Source organism: Paraburkholderia megapolitana, from assembly GCF_007556815.1.
GTDB classification, from domain to species: domain Bacteria; phylum Pseudomonadota; class Gammaproteobacteria; order Burkholderiales; family Burkholderiaceae; genus Paraburkholderia; species Paraburkholderia megapolitana.
The window spans coordinates 2,903,202-2,919,187 of the sequence record NZ_CP041745.1; the positions used below are offsets into that span (position 1 = coordinate 2,903,202).

The 15,986-nt window shown below is 63.9% G+C and carries 12 protein-coding genes and 1 pseudogene; 4 read left to right on the forward strand and 9 right to left on the reverse strand.

What is annotated here, in order from left to right; genetic code table 11:
• Position 1: 1 nt before the first annotated feature.
• The 5 genes from FNZ07_RS26230 to FNZ07_RS26245 all read right to left on the reverse strand — a co-directional run bounded on the left by FNZ07_RS26230 (position 2) and on the right by FNZ07_RS26245 (position 4,117).
• Positions 2-448 (reverse strand): acyl-CoA thioesterase, encoded by a 447-nt coding sequence (locus tag FNZ07_RS26230; protein ID WP_091014673.1) that lies wholly within the window; start codon positions 446-448, stop codon positions 2-4.
• Between the two features lie 60 nt (positions 449-508).
• Positions 509-1,657 carry an iron-containing alcohol dehydrogenase gene (locus FNZ07_RS26235; protein ID WP_091014674.1) on the reverse strand — a complete coding sequence of 383 codons (1,149 nt, stop codon included), beginning with the start codon at positions 1,655-1,657 and terminating at the stop codon, positions 509-511.
• A 47-nt stretch (positions 1,658-1,704) separates the two neighbouring features.
• Entirely contained in the window at positions 1,705-2,235 is a 531-nt protein-coding gene (locus tag FNZ07_RS26240) for an NUDIX domain-containing protein (protein ID WP_091014676.1), read from the reverse strand.
• A complete protein-coding gene (locus tag FNZ07_RS33755; RefSeq protein ID WP_170275839.1) occupies positions 2,232-2,396 on the reverse strand; it encodes a hypothetical protein in 165 nt (54 codons plus the stop codon). The genes FNZ07_RS26240 and FNZ07_RS33755 overlap by 4 nt, the downstream gene beginning before the upstream one ends.
• 398 nt (positions 2,397-2,794) lie before the next feature.
• A complete protein-coding gene (locus FNZ07_RS26245; RefSeq protein ID WP_091014678.1) occupies positions 2,795-4,117 on the reverse strand; it encodes a YbfB/YjiJ family MFS transporter in 1,323 nt (440 codons plus the stop codon).
• Positions 4,118-4,290: 173 nt separating this feature from the next.
• On the opposite strand from FNZ07_RS26245, the gene FNZ07_RS26250 reads away from it, so the two are divergent.
• Complete coding sequence (locus tag FNZ07_RS26250) at positions 4,291-5,211, forward strand: LysR substrate-binding domain-containing protein (protein ID WP_091014679.1); 921 nt, start codon at positions 4,291-4,293, stop codon at positions 5,209-5,211.
• A gap of 177 nt (positions 5,212-5,388) precedes the next feature.
• On the opposite strand, the gene alaS is transcribed toward FNZ07_RS26250, so the two are convergent.
• Positions 5,389-8,013: an alanine--tRNA ligase gene (gene alaS, locus FNZ07_RS26255; RefSeq protein WP_091014687.1), complete on the reverse strand. Its 2,625-nt coding sequence runs from the start codon at positions 8,011-8,013 to the stop codon at positions 5,389-5,391.
• 453 nt (positions 8,014-8,466) lie between these two features.
• On the opposite strand from alaS, the pseudogene FNZ07_RS26260 reads away from it, so the two are divergent.
• Positions 8,467-9,686, forward strand: a pseudogene (locus FNZ07_RS26260) (CaiB/BaiF CoA transferase family protein).
• Between the two features lie 47 nt (positions 9,687-9,733).
• Here FNZ07_RS26260 and FNZ07_RS26265 read toward each other — a convergent pair.
• Entirely contained in the window at positions 9,734-9,943 is a 210-nt protein-coding gene (locus FNZ07_RS26265) for an ornithine carbamoyltransferase (RefSeq protein WP_091014689.1), read from the reverse strand.
• 300 nt (positions 9,944-10,243) lie between these two features.
• Here FNZ07_RS26265 and FNZ07_RS26270 point away from each other — a divergent pair, with 300 nt between their 5' ends.
• The gene (locus FNZ07_RS26270) at positions 10,244-11,968 is read left to right on the forward strand and encodes a glutamine--tRNA ligase/YqeY domain fusion protein (protein WP_091014690.1); all 1,725 of its coding nucleotides are present in this window, start codon (positions 10,244-10,246) and stop codon (positions 11,966-11,968) included.
• A gap of 110 nt (positions 11,969-12,078) precedes the next feature.
• Here FNZ07_RS26270 and FNZ07_RS26275 read toward each other — a convergent pair whose 3' ends face one another.
• Together FNZ07_RS26275 and FNZ07_RS26280 are read right to left on the reverse strand one after the other, a co-directional pair.
• Positions 12,079-12,528: an NUDIX hydrolase gene (locus tag FNZ07_RS26275; RefSeq protein ID WP_091014818.1), complete on the reverse strand. Its 450-nt coding sequence runs from the start codon at positions 12,526-12,528 to the stop codon at positions 12,079-12,081.
• A gap of 237 nt (positions 12,529-12,765) precedes the next feature.
• A complete protein-coding gene (locus tag FNZ07_RS26280) occupies positions 12,766-14,100 on the reverse strand; it encodes a cytochrome-c peroxidase (RefSeq protein WP_091014691.1) in 1,335 nt (444 codons plus the stop codon).
• Positions 14,101-14,389: 289 nt separating this feature from the next.
• On the opposite strand from FNZ07_RS26280, the gene FNZ07_RS26285 reads away from it, so the two are divergent.
• On the forward strand, positions 14,390-15,970 hold the full coding sequence (locus tag FNZ07_RS26285; protein ID WP_091014692.1) for an acid phosphatase: 1,581 nt from the start codon (positions 14,390-14,392) through the stop codon (positions 15,968-15,970).
• Positions 15,971-15,986: the final 16 nt, after the last annotated feature.

The window sequence follows — 15,986 nt, forward strand, 5'->3', positions numbered from 1 at the left end:
ACTACTCCGCGAGCGCGACCACGAGCGGCAGGAGCGCCGCGCGCAACGCATCGGGTAACGTGATCGGCTTACGCGTCGCGCGGTCCACATAGACGTGCACGAAATGACCCTGCGCCGCCGGCTGGGCTTCGCCTGCGCGAAACAGCCCGACTTCATAACGCACACTCGAACCGCCGAGCCGCGCGACGCGCAGCCCTGCCTCGACCGGCTCCGGGAACACGAGCGGCGAGAAGTAGTTGCACTGTGTCTCGACGACGAGCCCGATCGTCTCGCCATGCTCGACGTCGAGCACACCCGCGCGGATCAGGTACTCGTTCACGACTGTATCGAAGTAGCTGTAGTAGACGACGTTGTTCACGTGGCCGTAGACGTCGTTGTCCATCCAGCGTGTCGTGATCGGCAGGAAGTGGCGGTAAGCGTTGCGCAGCGCGGGAGCGGGCTTGTTCATCGGGCGGGTGTATGGGTCCGTAAATGAGCGAGTGAATAATTGCCGAATGCGGCGGCGCGATCAGAGCGATTCAGTCAACATGCGCCGATAATCGTCGGCACTCGCTTCGCGTGGGTTGGTCTTGTGGCAATGATCGGCGAGCGCGCCTGCGATCACCTTGTCGAACACCTGCTCGTCGACACCCATCTGTCGCAACCCGGTCGGCAGCCCGAGGCGCGCGGTCATGTCGAACAGCGCCTGCGCAAGGTCCGCGCCGTCCGGCAGATTCATCACGCGACGCATGCGCGCATAGCGATTGTTCGCCACCACGGTCTCCGCGCTTTCGTTGAAACGCAGCACCGCAGGCAGCACGACCGCGTTCAGCGTGCCGTGATGTAGCGACGTGCGTCCGTTGACCGGCACGCCGCCCAGCGGATGCGACAGCGAATGCACGCAACCGAGTCCCTTCTGGAACGCCATCGCACCCTGCATCGATGCGCTCATCATGTTCAGGCGCGCATCGCGGTCGCTGCCGTCGCGCGTCGCGCGCTCGAGGTTCGCCCATGCGCGCTCGAGCCCGTCGAGTGCGATGCCGTCGGCGGGCGGATTGAACGCCGGCGCGAGGAAGGTTTCGATGCAATGCGCGATCGCGTCCATGCCGGTGGCCGCCGTCAACGGTGCGGGCAGGCCGAGCGTGAGACCTGGGTCGCACAGCGCCGACTTCGGCAGCAGATGCCACGAGTGAAAACCGAGCTTGCGACCATCATTGAGAATCACGATCGCACCGCGCGCCACTTCGCTACCGGTGCCGGCTGTGGTGGGCACCGCGATCAGCGGCGCAGCGGCGTCGGTGATCTTGCCGCTGCCGCCTTCGATCGTCGCGTATTCAGTGAGCGTGCCCGGATGTGTTGCTGCAATTGCCACGCCCTTCGCGAGATCGATCGACGATCCGCCGCCCACCGCGATCAAGCCGTCACAACCCTCCTCGCGATAACGCGCGGCCGCGGCCAGCACCATCGCCTCGGTCGGATTCGACGGTGTGTCATCGAACACCGGCACATCGCCGAGCTTCAGCACATCGAGCGCGCGCTGCACGAGGCCAGCTGCGACGACGCCCTTGTCGGTCACGATCAGCGGCCGCGCGATGCCGATCCGCGCGCATTCCGCCGGCAACTGCGCGAGTGCGTCGTAACCCAGATGGATGTGAGTCAGATAGAAGATGAAGGCCATGTCGATGTCCGTTGCGGGGTTGAAGGAGCGCGCGCCGTTATTCGCCGTTATTGTCCGGGCCGCTCGACGAATTCGAACGGCAGCCCGCGCCGGCGCATCCATTCGCCGAGCGCCTGGCCGGTGCCCGCACGCCACGGCCGCAGCTTCGCCGGTTCGACGAGCCGGTATTCGAGCAGCTCCGGCGATAGCGCGATCGTGCCGTTCGCGCGCACGTGGTACGCGATGATCAGCTCGTTCTTGCGGATGAACTCGTACACGCCGATCAGCTCGACCGATTCCGTGTCCAGCGAGGTCTCTTCTTTCACCTCGCGCGCGATGCCCTGCTCGGGTGTCTCGCCGTTTTCGAGGAAGCCGGTGATCAGCGCAAACATGCCTTCGGCCCATGCGGCATTGCGCGCGAGCAGGATCTTGCCTTCGTACTCGACGATCGCGGCGACCACCGGCAGCGGGTTGTTCCAGTGGACGTAGCCGCAGGTGTCGTCGGGACAGACCTGACGCACGCGGCCGCCTTCGTGCGCGGGATCGGCGCGCTCGATTAGCGGGGTGGCGCAGCGGGGGCAGTATCGGTAGTCGCTCATGTTCTATTGAAGTGGGGTGGAGGTGTCGTCGGTTGACGACACGGCGCAGTGATGATCGTGGGCCGTGCCTGCGGATAGCTGCTCGCGAGGTTGTCCGGTTCGTTATCCGATGCGTTGATCCATACGTTGATCGATGCGTTATTCGATGCGAACGGCGGCATGACTGGCGAAACGTCCGGCGACGGACGCAGGAGAATGGCAGGAAAGCGGACATTTTAGTGCGCGGCCCCGAAACGTGTTCGATTGATCGAACGAAGGGGCGGTGGAGGCGAGTGGGGAGCGGGAGACGATCGTGTGAGAAGACGCGGCGGGTGGCGCACTACGGAGCGCAGTGACTGGCGCCCGGGCCATTGACGACGTTCAACGGAGCGACCGGGATTTCACCTCGATGCAGCAGCGAGTCCGGTTTCCCCTGTGGCAAGTCAGCGGCATCGCATCGCCGCAGCCGCAGTCGCCGCAGCCAGGCAGCGGCGCTCTTCGCTCGCGCAACAACAACGGAGTGACAGGGAAGTTTCGACAGAAGGAGCAGCGAATGTGGCTCCGGGTGTGCAGACCGTGATCAGCGGCGGCGCATCGCCGCAACCGCCACCAGCGCAACCGCGCCGAGCAGCAACGCCCCCGCCGCCAGCCACAACGCCGGCGAGAACGAACCGGTATGCGCCGCAACCGGCGCGGCGACCAGCGGCCCGACGATCTGCCCAAGCCCATAGGCCGCCGTTGCGTATCCCATCAGCCCCGCCGCCGTGTCGCCATGCAGACGGCGAGCCTCGCGCATTGCAAAGAGCGTGATCGCCGTGAACGGCAAACCGATCAGCACGCTACCCAACGCGAAGCCCCCCGCGGTCGGCCAGACGATGCCGAGCACGATGCCGATGGCCTGCAGCACATAACTGCCCGCGAGCAGCGTGCGGTTGTCCCAGTGCGAAGGCAACCGCGCCGCGCTGAGTGCCCCGACGATCAACGCAGCGCCGAACATTGGCCAGAACAGGTCCGGCCATGCGGAGCCGGTGGGCAACGCATGACGGGCGATCACCGGGAGAAAGGTGGCGGTGATGATGTAACCGAAGCCGGGAATGCCGTACAGCACGACGAGCCAGAAAGCGTCTGCGCGATGTGCAGGGTGCTGGGTCGTCACGGCCGCCGCGGGTGCTTCCCGGGCGCCTGCCTGCGTGGCAGCGGACGGTGCCGCGTTCGCCGTGGGACCATGCGACGACACACCAGCAGCCGCGGCACCAGTTGCAGCAGCTGCACCGGTCGCCACCGCCGTACGCCCGTCCGCACGCGTCGCGACTGGCGCGACAAACACCCGCCACACAAACGCCGTCAGCACCGCCGATATCGCACCAAAGCCGAGCCACCCGAGCGTCGCGCCATACCCACCTGCCGCGCTAACAAGCAACCCCGTACCAACGATGCCAAACCCAGGCCCCGTATAAATCACACCACCCCACTCGTTCGCGTGGAGTTCGGCGAGCCGGCGCAGGCCCCATTGCGACGCGAACACGAAAGTCCACGCACTGACGACGCCGGCCACGAAGCGCACCGGGGCCCAGATCCAGAACGTCGACGTGAGTCCCATGGCAAGCGTCAACAGCACGGTGAGCACGAGGCCGACGTGCACCATCCGCGCGGGTTGAACGCGCAGCGCAGCACACGTCACCGCCCCGACGAAGTAGCCCGCGTAGTTGAACGATGCGAGCCAGCCGCCGTGCCGGATGTCGAGCGCGCCGCTCGACATCATTAACGGCAGCAATGGCGTGAACGCAAAGCGCCCCACGCCCAGCACCACCGCGAGCGCGATCATGCAGGCGAGCGCAGCGCGGCGGGCCGCGTGCGGTTCGGTATCGACGGGGGCCAATGGTGGGGAGGCGAAATCGGTCATGAAGCAGTCGGGTTTGGCAGCGCGGACAACGGGGATCGGCAAGCGAGACGGCTAATCGTGCAAGCGGCTAGTAAGCGACTGGCAAGCGGCTATCCACCTGACAGTATGCTAACTTGACGCAAACATCACGAAAAATGAATAATCCAGATACGAATCATCGCCAGGAGAGAACTATGGATCTCGCCGCCTTGACGATCTTCCGCGCTGTGGTGCGCGAGAACGGCGTCACGCGGGCCGCTGCGAAGCTGAACCGGGTGCAGTCGAATGTGACGACGCGCATCCAGCAACTCGAAGAACAACTCGGCACCGAGCTGTTCATTCGCGATGGGCGGCGGCTTGTGCTGACGCCGGCCGGCCAGACGTTACTGCCCTACGCCGAACGCCTGCTCGCGCTCGCCGACGAGGCGCGTCACGCGCTCCGCGAAAACCGTCCGGCTGGCCGCCTGCGGCTCGGCACGATGGAAAGCGCGGCGGCGAGCCGCCTGCCCGGGCTGCTCGCGCGCTATCACCAGGCCTGGCCTGAGGTCGAACTCGAACTCGAAACCGGCACGACCGCCGGCCTGATCGAACGCGTGCGGGAATTCGAAATCGATGCTGCGCTGATCGCGCGGCCGCTCGATAGCCCCTGGCCCGACGACCTGTTCGAAGCGGTGCCGGTGTTTCGCGAAGAACTCGTCATGCTGACCCCACGCGGCCATCGGCCGATCCGTCAGGCACGCGACATCGCGCTGTCGACGCTGATTGCATTCGAGCGCGGTTGCACGTACCGCAGCTATGTCGAGCGGTGGTACATGGAGAACGATATCCGTCCGGCGCGGGTGCTCGAACTCGGTTCGTATCACGCGATCGTCGCGTGCGTGGCGGCCGGTGCGGGCGTGGCAGTGGCGCCGCGCTCTGTACTTGAGCTGCAGCCCGATACGGACGACATCGCGCTGCATTCGCTCGGTGAACTCGGTGAGATCGATACGTTGCTGACGTGGCGGCGCGGGCATTTTTCCGCGGCGCTCAATGCGTTGCGCGCTGCGTTGCTAGGGGAAAGCAATCTGATTGCACATGCGGCTGGGCGGAATGATGCGGTGCTGACGCGAACGTAAAAGCTGAGTGCGTATCGTGCACCTCCTGGCTTTCGTCAGCGCGATGCACCGCGTGCCAATGCCGGTACCAACGCCGCAGTGAAGAGAGCAACAGCGGCTAGCGGCCATAAAAAAACCGCGCGTTTCGCAACGCGCGGTCTTTCATTCCACCCCCAAGCCAGACGAATGCGTCTGCGCTTACAGCAGCGCCTCGACCCACCCCTTCACACCCGCCAGCGCCGCCGCCAGCCCAGCCGGGTCCGTGCCGCCTGCCTGTGCCATATCCGGACGTCCACCGCCCTTACCGCCGACCTGCTGCGCCACGAAGTTCACCAGCTCGCCCGCCTTCACCTTCTTGCTGGCCTCTGGTGTCACACCGGCGATCAGGCTGACCTTGCCACCCTCAACCGACGCAAGCACGATCGCCGCGCTCTTCAGCTTGTCCTTCAGCTTGTCGACGGTTTCGCGCAGCGTCTTCACGTCGGCACCATCGAGCGTCGCAGCCAGCACATGCACACCTGCCACGTCGACGGCCTGGCCAACGAGTTCATCGCCCTGGTTCGATGCGAGCTTCGACTTCAGCGCGCCGAGTTCCTTTTCCAGCGACTTCACCTGTTCCTGCACCTGCACGATCCGCTGCGTCAGCTCGGACGGCTGCGCCTTCAGCGCAGCAGCGGCCTCGCCGATGCGTGCGTCGAGTTCCTGCACGTAACGCACCGCGTTATCGCCCGTGATCGCTTCCACGCGGCGAATCCCTGCTGCCACACCGCCTTCCGCCACGATCTTGAAGAAGCCGATATCGCCCGAGCGGCTGACGTGCGTACCACCGCACAATTCACGCGAGAAACCGAGATCGAGCACGCGCACTTCATCGCCATACTTCTCGCCGAACAACGCCATCGCACCACCCTTCACCGCTTCATCGAACGGCATCACGCGCACGATGCCCGGCGCGTTCGCCAGCACTTCCGCGTTGACGATCGACTCGACCTGGCGAATCTGCTCGTCGGTCATCGGTGCGTTGTGCGCGAAGTCGAAGCGTGTCTTGTCAGCGTCGACGAGCGAACCCTTCTGCTGAACGTGCGTGCCGAGCACTTCGCGCAGCGCCTTGTGCATCAGGTGAGTTGCCGAGTGGTTACGCTCGGTACGGGCGCGGCGGATCGCATCGATCTCGGCCTTCAAAACGTCGCCAACCTTCAGCGTGCCCTGCTCAAGTGTGCCGTGATGGCCGACCACATCGGCCTGCACCTTCAGCGTATCGGCCACTGCGAAGCGCACGCTCGCATTGCTGAGCACGCCCTGGTCGCCGACCTGGCCGCCCGACTCCGCATAGAACGGCGTGTGGTCGAGCACGACGACGGCCTGCTGGCCCTTCGCGACCTCGTTCACCGACGCGCCATCGACGTACAACGCAATCACCTTCGCGTCGTCAAAAACGATTTCTTCATAACCATGGAACGTGGTCTTCGCACCCGAGTACTGGAGACCCTGCGCCATCTTGAACTTGCCGGCCGCGCGCGCCTGGTCGCGCTGGCGCGCCATCGCGTCGTCGAATGCGGGCTCATCGACGGAGATGCCACGTTCGCGACACACGTCTGCAGTCAGGTCGAGCGGGAAGCCATACGTATCGTGCAGCTTGAACGCGAGTTCGCCGTCGAGCGTCTTGCCACCCTTCGCATCGAGTTCCGCCAGCGCGCCTTCGAGAATCGACATGCCGTGTTCGATGGTTTCGAAGAAGCGCTCTTCTTCCTGGCGCAGCACGTCGGTCACGCGCTGTTCGGCTTCCTTCAGTTCGGGATACGCGCCGCCCATCTGCGCGACCAGATCGGGGACGAGCCGATGGAAAAACGCGCCCTTGCGACCAAGCTTGTAGCCGTGGCGGATCGCACGGCGCACGATCCGGCGCAGCACATAGCCGCGCCCTTCGTTGCCGGGAATCACACCGTCGACGATCAGGAACGAGCATGCGCGGATGTGATCCGCAATCACCTTCAGCGAGTTGTTCGTCAGATCGGCCACGCCGGTTTCGCGACCGGCGGCCTTGATCAACGCCTGGAACAGATCGATTTCATAGTTGCTGTGCACGTGCTGCAGCACGGCGGCGATCCGCTCGAGGCCCATGCCGGTGTCGACGCACTGCTTCGGCAGAGGCGTCATGTTGCCCTGCGCGTCGCGGCTGAACTGCATGAACACGAGATTCCAGATCTCGATGTAGCGGTCGCCGTCTTCTTCCGGCGATCCCGGCGGACCACCCCACACGTCCGGGCCGTGATCGTAGAAGATTTCCGAACACGGGCCGCACGGGCCGACGTCGGCCATCTGCCAGAAATTGTCCGATGCGTAGCGCGCGCCCTTGTTGTCGCCGATGCGGATGATCCGCTCGACCGGCACGCCGACTTCCTTCGCCCAGATGTCGTGCGCCTCGTCGTCCTCGTGATAGACGGTGACCCAGAGCTTGTCTTTCGGCAACTGGTAGACGCCGGTCAGCAGTTCCCACGCGTAGTGGATCGCGTCGCGCTTGAAGTAGTCGCCGAACGAGAAATTGCCGAGCATCTCGAAGAACGTGTGATGCCGTGCGGTGTAGCCGACGTTTTCCAGATCGTTGTGCTTGCCGCCCGCGCGCACGCTGCGCTGGGAGGTCGTCGCACGCGCGTACGGACGCGATTCCGCGCCGAGGAAGACATCCTTGAACTGCACCATGCCCGAATTGGTGAACAGCAGGGTCGGGTCGTTGCCGGGCACAAGGCTCGACGAGCGGACGATCGTGTGGCCCTTCGATTCGAAGAACTTGAGGAATTTCTCGCGGATTTCGGCGGCTTTCATGGCGTGCTGGGGACGGTCTCTGCGTGATCTGGCGACATCGCGGGGATGCGCCAGCCGATTAGCGCTGGATTGGCTTTGAAACGACCGATTATACGGGATCGGCGCTTCTGCGCGGGGCCTGGGCTTTGTCGGGACACGCTGCGGGCCGGTGGGCCGCATGGGTTGCGCTTCTTGCGCGGCGGCGGTTGCCCCGGGGACGCGCGGCATCGTGCGGGCCGACATCGGTGTCCCTGGCGTGCACGCCCGACTGCCCCAGGACTCGGGAATCGCTTAAGATTCCGCACATTCAGACGATTTCGGCTGCCAGTTGGTGGGCGAAACCCAGTCGGTCGCCCTACGGGCATGGGACCGCAGTAAGTGCTCTGCATAGGCCGCGAGTAACGTGCTAAAGCGCGAACTCGGGTCGACAGCTAAAGCGCTAACTGCGGTCGACAATGGAGACGTGATCAAAATATGGGTGCACTCAGTCATATCCGCGTACTAGACCTCACCCGCGTACTCGCGGGCCCCTGGTGCGCGCAAACGCTCGCCGACTTCGGCGCCGACGTGATCAAGGTCGAGCGCCCCGAGGTCGGCGACGATACGCGTCACTGGGGCCGCCGTACCTGAAAACGCCCGCCGGCACGGACACCCACGAAGCCGCCTACTACCTCGCGGCGAACCGCAACAAGCGCTCGCTCACCATCGATATCGCCACCCCCGAAGGCCAGCGGATCGTGCGCGAACTGGCCGCGCACAGCGACGTGGTGCTGGAAAACTACAAGGTCGGTCAGTTGAAGAAGTACGGCCTCGACTATGAGTCACTCAAAGCGGTGAAGCCGGATCTGATCTACTGCTCGGTGACGGGTTTCGGTCAGACCGGGCCGTATGCGCAGCGAGCGGGCTACGACTTCATCGTGCAGGGTATCGGCGGCTTCATGAGCATTACCGGCGAGCGCGACGCGCTGCCGGGCGGCGGCCCGCAGAAGGCCGGCGTGGCGATCGCCGACCTGATGACCGGGATGTATTCGACGGTCGCGGTGCTGACCGCGCTCGCGCACCGCGACCGCACGGGCGAAGGCCAGTACATCGACATGGCGCTGCTCGACGTCCAGGTCGCGATGCTCGCAAACATGAACTCGAACTTCCTCGCAAGCGGCACGCCGCCCACGCGCTGGGGCAACGCGCATCCGAACATCGTGCCGTATCAGACGTTCCAGACGAGCGACAGCTGGATCATCGTCGCAGTCGGCAACGACGGCCAGTTCCGCAAATTCGTCGAGGCCGGCGGCCGCGCCGAACTCGCCGACGACGACCGCTTCGCGACCAACCCGGACCGCGTGCGCAATCGCGACGTGCTCGTGCCACTGCTGGCCGAGATGGTCCGCACGCGCGACAAGCACGACTGGATCGCCTCGCTTGAAGCCGCGGGCGTGCCGTGCGGTCCGATCAACAATCTTGAGGAAGTGTTCGAGAACGAGCAGGTGATCGCGCGCGGCTTGCAGGTCGATCTGCCGCATCCTTCGGGCGGAACGGTCAAGCTCGTGCGCAATCCGGTGAAGATGAGCGCCACGCCGCCGCAGGCACTCACTCATCCACCCACGCTCGGCGAACATACCGACGAAATCCTGCGCGATGTGCTGGGCTACGACGACGGGCAGATTGCCGCGTTGCGCGGGCAGTCGGTGATCTGAAGAAGTGGTGGACTGAAACAGGCGGCGCGGTCGTTCGGCGACCCGCCTCAGTGACCCGCCCCAATCAGCCCGCCCGCTGCCGCGCCGACAATCGTGCCGACCGGTCCGCCCGTCAGCACATAGCCGAGCGCACCGCCCGCCCCCGCGCCGATCGCCGCGTGCGCCTGCGAGCGCGACATCGAATAGCAGGCGGACAAGCTCGCAACCAGTGCGACAGAAACCGCAATTTTCAGTACGCCAGCGATACGTCGATTCATGATGATCCTTGTGAACAGGCAGATTGCAGCCGCCCTGTAGAGCGGCCCGCAGCGGCATCCCACCGCCGCGACCGACGCATCCTAAGTGGCCGCCATGCGCGCGCACAAAGCGTTTTACCTCCTGTTACAGCGTGCAACAGCGCGGTCGAAAATTCGCCGGCCGGGCGGCGAACCAAGGTGGCAGCGGCGCGCCGCGATGCAGAAAGGCGTGTAAAGGCTGCCGCGTATTGACACGTCAGGTAGAATTGACAAATCAGCAGGCGCATAACGCGCTTCAAACTGTCTCTCTCTCCTTCTCGCATGAACAACGAACGCAAAGACGCCGATCGCGGCGACGCGCCGGCGGCGTCCAATTTCATCCGCAACATCATCGATGACGACAACCGCTCCGGAAAGTGGGGGCAACGGGTGGAAACGCGCTTTCCGCCTGAGCCCAACGGCTACCTCCACATCGGCCACGCGAAGAGCATTTGCCTGAACTTCGGCATTGCGCGCAGCTATGGCGGCGTGTGCCATCTGCGCTTCGACGACACGAATCCGGAAAAGGAAAGCTTCGAATACGTCGACTCGATCGTCGACGCGGTGCGCTGGCTCGGCTTCGAATGGAAAGAAGCGGACGCCGACTACCAGTACTTCGCGAGCGATTACTACGGGAAGCTCTACGAATTCGCCGAACTGCTGATCCAGCGCGGCAAGGCGTATGTCGACAGCCAGTCGGCGGATGAAATGCGCGCCAATCGCGGCTCGGCCACCGAGCCCGGTGTGCCCTCGCCGTTCCGCGACCGTACGCCGGAGGAAAACCTCGACCTGTTCCGCCGCATGAAAGCGGGCGAGTTCAAGGAAGGCGAGCACGTACTGCGCGCGAAGATCGACATGGCATCGCCGAACTTCAACATGCGCGACCCGGTCATCTATCGCATTCGCTTCGCCCACCACTACCGGACCGGCGACACGTGGTGTGTGTACCCGATGTACGACTACACGCACTGCATTTCGGATGCGCTCGAGAACATCACGCATTCGCTGTGCACGCTCGAGTTCGAGGATCACCGGCCGCTGTACGACTGGATCCTGAACGAACTCGCCGAAGCCGGTATCTTCACGCGGCCGCTGCCGCAGCAAATCGAGTTCTCACGCCTGAACCTCACGTATGCGATCACCAGCAAGCGCAAGCTGCTGCAACTCGTCACCGAAGGGCATGTGGACGGCTGGGACGATCCGCGCATGCCGACTATCGTCGGTGTGCGTCGGCGCGGCTTCACGCCGGAGAGTATCCAGTTGCTGTGCGAGCGGATCGGCGTGACGAAGGTCGATTCATGGATCGACATGAGCGTGTTCGAAGGCGCGCTGCGCGACGATCTCGACGACAAGGCGCCGCGTGCGGCGGCCGTGCTCGATCCGCTGAAGCTCATCATCGATAACTTCCCCGCGGGCACGACTGAAACCTGCAGCGCACCGGTGCATCCGCATCATCCGGAGCGCGGTACGCGGTCGTTCGAGATTTCGCGCGAACTGTGGATCGAGCGCGACGACTTCAACGAAACGCCGCCGAAGGGTTTCTTCCGTCTGTTCCCTGGCAACAAGGTGCGGCTGCGTTACGGCTATGTCGTCGAATGCACGGGCGTGGACAAGGACGCGGACGGCAAGGTGATCGCCGTGCACTGCAACTATTTCCCGGATAGTAAATCGGGCACCGAAGGCGCGAACAACTACAAGGTGAAGGGCAACATCCACTGGCTTAGCGCCACCGATGCAGTCCCCGCCGAAGTACGTCTGTACGACCGCCTGTTCAAGGAAGCGCAGCCCGATGCCGGCGGCCGCGATTTTCTCGAAGCACTGAATCCGGACTCGAAGCGCATCGTCAACGCGTGGGTCGAACCGGGTGCGCGCGATGCCGAACCCGAACAGCGCTACCAGTTCGAGCGCCACGGCTACTTCGTCGCGGATCGTGTCGATTCGAAGCCGGGCAAGCCGGTGTTCAACCGCATCGTGAGTCTGCGCGACAGCTGGGGTAAGCCGGCCTGAATGGGCGGTGTCATGGCAGTCGAGGCACGGTCGCGGCATTGCCCGGCCGTACCTTGTTGAATCGCGTGGCGTGGTGACGTGACGCGATTCAAGGCGCACTCATCGCACGTTCACAACGTGCGGTGCAGTTCGGGCAACAGCAGCGTCGTCTGAAAGAGCCTCGTCAGGCTGCGGCTCGCGTATCGCTCCACTTCGTCGTGCGCGACCCAGCGGTAGGCGTCCATCTCGGGAATCATCGTGCCATCCGAGCGGCGCGGAAACATCGACGTACAGACACACACGCTGAGATCGAGTTCGTGATCGCGTGCACGCGCGCCGAACAGATGCAGGTCCTTGTCGCGCCGATAGACAAAGCGGCCCAGGTCCTTTAGTCGCTCGACGTCCAGAACGATGCCGGTTTCCTCGACCAGTTCACGCAATGCGGTGACATGCGGCACCTCGCCTTCTTCGCCGTGGCCTTTCGGAATGTCCCAGTGAGAAGTATCGGTGGCGTGCGCAAGCAGGACGCGGCCGTCGGGGTCGAGCAGCACAACGCCGCACGACACGATGCGCGCGCTCATCGACGGGACGAGCCGCGGGATGCAGGCGTAGCGGATGCGCAGCGTGCGCGAGGTGAGATTAACGAGAGCGGTTGCGCGCAAGCCGCGCATTCGGCATTCGATACCGTCATGTCCTTTTCCCGGGTAGCTGAGGAACCGCTGGTCCGTACTGCACGGGCATAACCCATCGGACCAGGCGCGAAAAAGGATAGCACGGTGCCTCTAGCGCCCCACTCTGCTAGCGGTAGCGCATCAAGCTCATCGCACCGGCGGCCGGTAACCGTCGGTCAGCGTATTCAGGAAAGCGACCACATCCTTGATCTCCGCTTCGTCGAGCGCAGGCGCATCGCCGCGTTTTCGGTCGAACGGCGGGTCGGTGTTCAGATTGCTCCAGTAGCGCTTCGGCAGATCGTCGAACTTCTGCACGACGCCATTCTTCGATACTGGATAAAACTTCTCCGGGTTCGTATCGCGCTCCACATAGAAGCGCACGACCTCGTCGAGCGAACTATACAGACCGTTGTGGAAAAAGCGCTTCTTCAACGCGACGTTGCGCAGCGTCGGCGTGCGGAAGATGCCGCAAAACTCGTCGCGTCCCTGCAAGTCCTTGCGCTCGGGTCCGCACGCGCCGAGATCGTAAAAGCGCGGATCGCGATTCACTGCAAGCGTACGGTTGCGCGGCACGCCGATCGCAATCAGGCCGAAATCGCTGAACTGCGGCGGCGAGCCGTCTCTCGCCCGCTCGCTCAGGTGGCAGCTCGCGCAGTTACCCTTCTTCTCATCGTTGAAGAGCTGCAAGCCGCGCGACTCAGCGGCAGTCAACTGCGTCTTGCCCGCGAGATACGCGTCGTATTTGCTCGTGTAGGGATAGAAGGTTTCCGGCGTCTGCTCGAAAGTTTCGAGCGCTTGCAACACGGCCTTGAAAGTCGCATCGTCGCTGTCGAAAATCTGCGCGCCGAACGCGTCGCGAAACGCTGCGGCATACGGCGACGCCTTGACGGCAGCGGCTACTTTTTGCGGTGTGCTGCTCATTTCGAAGGTCGACAACAACGGGATGCGCGCCTGGTCCGAGCCGCGATCGACGCGACCGTCCCACGTAAGCCCGCCCGTCGGACCGGCATCGACGCTTTCGTCGCCCTCGTCTTCCGAGTCGTGAAAGTGCTCGCTGAATGCGGGCACCGATTGCAGATACTTGAGCGTCGGCACCGCGCGAAAACCGGGCTGCCGCATATCGCCGCCGCCCAGTTGTACCTGCAACGAATTCGGCGGCGTAAATGCATGCTCGGGGCTGTGGCACGACGCACACGAGAGCTTGCCCGAGCCCGACAGCGACGGGTCGAAGAACAGCTGCTTGCCGACCAAGGTCATCTTGCGCACCGACGCATACACCTCGGCGCGCGTCTGGCCGCCCGACGCTGCCGAGCCGGCCACGGGCAACAGCAAACCGCTCGCTGTCGCGCCCGACGCAGATGCAGCAGCAGTTGTGCCGCTGTCCGGGCCGTGCGCATCGCAAGCCACGAGCGCAAGCACCAGCGGCAAACATGCCGCACCTCGCCGACCGGCGCGCAGCGTCGCGCCAGCAAGCCGTCCCATTCGAATCCCCGCCAGACCACGCAGCATAGTAAGTAGTTTTATGTGTTGAGCAACTGCGCGAGCGTATGTCATTCATGTGTCGCTCACATGACATATCCCCTACGATATTCTCCGATCGCCAGGCGTTTAGCGTGTAAATCCCAAGCAAAACGTTCACAAACTTTAAGCCACTAGTAATTATTGACACCTCTCTGTCAAAAACCGCTGCGACACTTCCGTCGCAGGTCAGCCGTCCGTGCCTGGAGCCGGGCGGCATCGACCTGTCCCCAACGCGAGAGAGATAAAACCGATGAACAAGAAACTGATCTGCGCGACGCTTACCGCGATCGCAGCAGCAATCGGGCTGTACGCCTGTGGCGGCAACGACATCAGCGGCAAGCCCGACATCACCGCGGTGAAGACCGTCGTCGTCATCTATGCGGAGAACCGCAGCTTCGACAACCTGTACGGCAACTTCCCCGGCGCCAACGGCTTGCAAAACGTGAGCGCGACAAGCGCGCAGCAGCTCGACCGCGACGGCTCCGTGCTCGCGACGCTGCCGCAGATCTGGAACGGCCTCACCCAGACCGGCGTCACGCCCGTGATCACCCAGGCCATGACGGCCAACCTGCCGAACGCCGCTTTCGCCATCGACGATCCGAACGGCTTCAACGCACCGGCCAGCGCAACGACACGCGACCTGTACCATCGTTTCTACGAGAACCAGATGCAGATCGACGGCGGCAAGAACGACAAGTTCGCCGCGTGGGCCGACTCGGGTGGCCTCGTGATGGGTCACTACACGATGAACGCGGACAAGCTGCCGCTGTGGAAGATCGCGCAGCAATACACGCTCGCCGATAACTTCTTCATGGGTTCGTTCGGCGGCTCGTTCCTGAACCACCAGTGGCTCGTCTGCGCATGCACGCCGACCTATCCGAACGCGGACAAGAGTCCCGCGGCCGGTTCGATTTCGTCGGTGAATACGGATGGTGTGTCGCTGAAGCTCGCGACGAATTCGCCGGCGTCGTCGTTGAGCGGCCCGCCGAAGTTCGTCAACTCGGGCAACTTGACACCCGACTTCTACGCAGTCAACACGATGCAGCCGCCGTATCAACCGAGCGGCAACAAGCCGGCTTCGGGCGGCGACGCGAACCTCGCTGATCCGGGCGCTGCGACGACCTTGCCGCCGCAGACCCAGCAGAACATCGGTGATCTGTTGAACACAGCGGGTGTGTCGTGGGCGTGGTACGGCGGTGCATGGGGCGCAGCGCAGCAAGCCGCGCAAACCGGCACGTCGGGCGTGATCTACGGGGCGAATCTGTCGGCACCGAACTTCCAGCCGCATCATCAGCCGTTCAACTTCTTCGCTAATCTCGCACCGGGCTCGGCGAATCGCGCGAAGCATCTGCTCGATGGCGGTCTGGCCGGTTCGGAGTTCATCAAGGCCATCGATGCCGGCACGCTGCCGCAAGTGTCGTTCTACAAACCGCAGGGCAACCTGAACGAACACGCGGGCTATACAGACGTGACGTCGGGCGACCAGCATATTGCCGACCTGATCGCGCATCTGCAGAAGAGCCCGCAGTGGAACAACATGGTCGTCGTCATCACGTATGACGAGAACGGCGGCTTCTGGGATCACGTCGCGCCGCCGAAGGGCGATCGCTGGGGTCCGGGTACGCGCATCCCCGCGTTGATCGTTTCGCCGCTCGCGAAGAAGGGCTACATCGATCACACGCAGTACGACACGACGTCGATCCTGCGCTTCATCACGCATCGCTTCGCGTTGCCGGCACTGCCGGGACTCACCGCACGCGACAACGCACTGGTGGCGAACGGCGGCAAAGCGATGGGCGATCTGACGAATGCGCTGGATATCGCGCATTGATACAGCGCGGTGACGC